Consider the following 3,840-nt stretch of genomic DNA (forward strand, 5'->3'; position numbering starts at 1 on the left):
TAACACATCCGATAGCGACGCTTTCGTACGCGGGCGGGTACAATCTGCTTGCCGGGGCCCTTACGGCCGACATGTACACGCTCTCCATGAACGTGCCCCTGCCCCTGCGCGATCTCTTCACGATATTCTCCCCGTACTTCGCCCCGTATCCGGGCGATCGCCGTGTCTTCGAACTCGTGCTCAACGGATCGGTCAACTACAATCGCGTCAGCATGATAGCCAGCTCCTTCGTCGGCAGGATAACGTTTCGCATCGTCATCCCTGATTTCATCACGTTCACCGCGAGCGCCGCGTCGGCCAATCAGAGCCTCTATGCATATGTCCCCGACTACGCCGCCTTCGCGGCCGCACGCGGCATCGACACGAGCAACATCTTCGTCGATCTCGCCAATGCATTCAGCTTCGATCTGGCACGGCGGCGCATCTCGAATTTCAAACTGCAGAGCGTCGATCTCAGCCTCACGCATGAAGCGGACGGCTGGGAGTACGGCGTAAGCTTCAGCGCCCGTCCGCTCCCGCTGCCGATCAGCGGCTCGGTCAAGGGTATTTACTGGGATAAATCGGTGGGATTCTCGATCGCGTTGAAGGCATACCCGTCCATCGGTATAAAGGACAGCATACCGCTCAACTCGACCCAATGATCGGGCACCTCGAGGTCTCCACGAGTATTTATTTCTTTGCGACGATGACGCGGAAATCGAGCATTGTCCTGAACAGGGCGTCGATGGCGGCAAGGAGCGCGATGCGGTTCTTCTTGACCGCTTCATCCTTGTCCATGACGAGCACGTCGGTGAAAAACCGGTCAAGCGCCGGTGCGAGTGCGGCAAGGAGCGCGAAGGCTTTTGTGTGATCGTGCGCCGCAAGAAGCGGCAGAAGCGCTGATCGCTTTTCGGTGTAACCGCGATAGAGGGCGTGTTCGCTTTCATGCGATAGAAGTTTTTCATCGACAACGACATCGATACTCGTACCGATGATCTTCGACACACGCTTGAACACCGTCAACAGATCATTGAACGACGATTCATTGCTTTTTCGGAATTCATCGATGGCCGCTACCGTGCTCGCGCTGTCGAATATATCGGTAAGCCCGAGGGAGAGCACACCGCGGACGGCGTCGTAGGAACAGGACTCGCCGAGATAGACCTCGAAACGCGTACGTATGAAATCGGCCACTGCGGACACTATCTCATCGACCGTGCCCTTGCGTGCGGATGCATCGAAATTCGCGGTACAGGCACGAACGAGTGCGGGGAGATCGAAACGCCATTTCGCCTCAAGCACGATACGAAGCACCCCGAGCGCCTGACGGCGGAGCGCATTGGGGTCCTGGGATCCGGTGGGGATATCGCCCACCCAGAAGCCGGATATGATATTGTCCATTTTGTCGACAAGGGAAGCGATGCGGCCCGCAGTTGTGGCAGGAAGCGAGTCGCCGGACCCGAGCGGGCGATAATGCTCGGTAATGGCATCGGTCACCGCGTTCGGGAATTTCCCCGCACGTGCGAAGTAGCCGCCCATGATGCCCTGCAGATGCGGGAATTCGTACACCATGGAACTCACGAGGTCCGCCTTCATGAAAGAGACGGTTTCCCGAATGATATCCTTTTCCTTTTCAAGCGAAAGCATGGGTACGACGGCATCCGCATGTGCGAGCATACGGGCGACCTTCACCGCCACTGAGCCGAGCTCTTTTCGGAAGAGGAGCGTCGATAATCCCTCGCGCATCGCGGCAAGCCCGCGTTTCACATCCTCCCGATAGAGGAACGCCCCGTCGGTAAGCCGTGCGGTGATCACGCGGATGTTCCCGCCGGCGATATGCTTCGTCTCGGGCTGATTGGCGGTGATGACGAACGTTGTCGTCAGTTTCCCGCTCTTGTCGCGCATCGGAAAATACATCTGATGCTCTATCATCTCGGAGATGAGCACTTCTTCCGGTACCGCGAGGAACGAGGCATCGAATTCCGCGGCAATGAGCACGGGCCATTCGACGAGGTTCACCGTCATATCGGCCACGCGCTCTTTCTCGACCGCTGCCAGTCCGTGTTTTGATTCGATCGCGGCGAGCGCTTCAAGTATCGCCGAGCGGCGCGATGATGCTCGTACGATGACGTTCTTTTTTTTGAGGAGCGGTTCATACTCCAGAGGCGCACCGAGCGCCTCTTTCGCGGGAGATAACAGCCTGTGCCCGGTGACGTTGTTCGATGAAGATATTCCACCCGCCGATACCGGTATGACATCCTTGCCGAACATGCAGAGTATGCCGCGTATCGGGCGGACGAACGAAAAATCGCCGTTCCCCCAGCGCATGCGCTTGGGAAAATGTATCTTCGCGAGCAGCGGCAGGAAATTCGCCGCTATGACATCCGTGGTGGGAAGCCCCTTTTTCTCCCTGCGGACCATCAGATACTGTTTCCCGGAAATATCCTTGATGAACGGTGCGCCCGCGGACGCTGTTGTCCCGATCTTCTCCCGTGCAAGCGCCGTTATGCCGTTCGCCCGGAAAAAGCCCTCGCCCGCTTTCGTGAGCGTACCGTCCTTGAAGGCGATGTCGACAAGCGGCCCCTTCTGCTCCTGCGAGATATCGTCCTGCTTTTCAATGAGCCCCTCGACGAGGAGCGCAAGCCGCCGCGGCGTCGAGAACGATGTCAACCGTTGATAAGAAAGCTTTTCCTCGGAGAAGATACCCTTCGCGGCCTCGGCAAGGCTTTTCTCCGCATTCGGTATGAACGTATGCGGTATTTCCTCGGTCAGTATCTCGATGATAAGGTCTTTCACTGGTGTTTCCTCACGACAGGCATACTATAATCCGTGCACGGTATTGTCAAGACCGAGCCCGTTCCTTGACAATCACTATGGTTTCTGTACAATGAACGCATGGGATAACGGTCCGTTGGTGGTGTGCTGTCAATGATACTTCTCATTTATCTGCTGTGCGCCGGGGCGGGGTTCACCGCCATTGCAGCATACGCGATATTCTCGTATCAGCTGCGTGAACGAACGCTCGGCTCCTATGCCGCGCTCATAGCATCGCTTACGATACTTACCGCAGCCGACGCCATGTATCATTACGTGCAGAACGTCCCCTTCGCTCCGCGGGTGATGGGATCCATGCCGTGGATACGCATTTCCCTTGTCGTGCTCTCGCAGCTTTTGTTCTCCGTACTCCTTCCCCGCTGCCTGTCCGCGCTCATACGAAAGCGGATACCTGTCATCGAGCGCATCACCGTCGTTCTTTTCGCCGCAGTCTTGAGCACGGTCACTGTTATGGAGGCACTTGCCAAGACCGGCCGCAACGAAGCGAGCGTCCTCCTTCTGCTCACGCTCATCCTCTACGGCATCATTCGCGCTGCCGTATCGTTCTCCTCGATACCGGACACGCTCAAACCGTTCATACGCATCGCCCTCATGCTCAATGCTGCCGCGATAGCCGCCAATGTCGTCTATTCGCTTTTTACCCTTGCGTCGCAAAAGCCCTCATATCCGCTCGGTTTGGCGTTCTATTTTCTCGCATGGAATGTGTACAACATCGTAGCGCTGTTCCTGATACTGGCGCGCGACCATGGCCTCAGGACGAAGATGCCGTTGACGCTCAATGGATTGAGCGATCGGGAGCGGCAGATAGCCCTGCTTGCCGGCGAGGGGCGTACGAACGCCGACATCGCCGCCCTGTTCTCGATATCCATATTCACCGTAAAGACGCACATGAAAAGCATTTATAAAAAGACGGGCATGCGCACACGAGCGCAGTTCATCGCGGCTTCGGCAAAGCATCACTAGTCCAGCGGCCTTGAAAACTCCCACCCCCGCGAAAATCAAGGGGAATTCACCGATAGAATAATT

General features: G+C 56.8%; 3 protein-coding genes. 2 read left to right on the forward strand and 1 reads right to left on the reverse strand.

The window, feature by feature from the left end:
* On the forward strand, positions 1 to 641 hold a 641-nt coding region (locus AABZ39_20345), incomplete at its 5' end, for a hypothetical protein (protein ID MEK6797136.1).
* Positions 642 to 669: 28 nt separating this feature from the next.
* On the opposite strand, the gene glyS is transcribed toward AABZ39_20345, so the two are convergent.
* Complete coding sequence (gene glyS / locus AABZ39_20350; protein MEK6797137.1) at positions 670 to 2,775, reverse strand: glycine--tRNA ligase subunit beta; 2,106 nt, start codon at positions 2,773 to 2,775, stop codon at positions 670 to 672.
* 132 nt (positions 2,776 to 2,907) lie between these two features.
* On the opposite strand from glyS, the gene AABZ39_20355 reads away from it, so the two are divergent.
* Positions 2,908 to 3,777, forward strand: a complete 870-nt coding sequence (locus tag AABZ39_20355) for a helix-turn-helix transcriptional regulator (GenBank protein MEK6797138.1) — start codon at positions 2,908 to 2,910, stop codon at positions 3,775 to 3,777.
* The last annotated feature ends 63 nt before the right edge of the window (positions 3,778 to 3,840 follow it).

The organism is Spirochaetota bacterium, assembly GCA_038043445.1.
In the GTDB taxonomy this organism is placed as follows: domain Bacteria; phylum Spirochaetota; class Brachyspiria; order Brachyspirales; family JACRPF01; genus JBBTBY01.

Excerpts from the sequence above, each read along its gene's own strand:
- AABZ39_20355 (MEK6797138.1), top strand. The coding sequence starts at position 2,908 with ATGATACTTCTCATTTATCTGCTGTGCGCCGGGGCGGGGTTCACCGCC.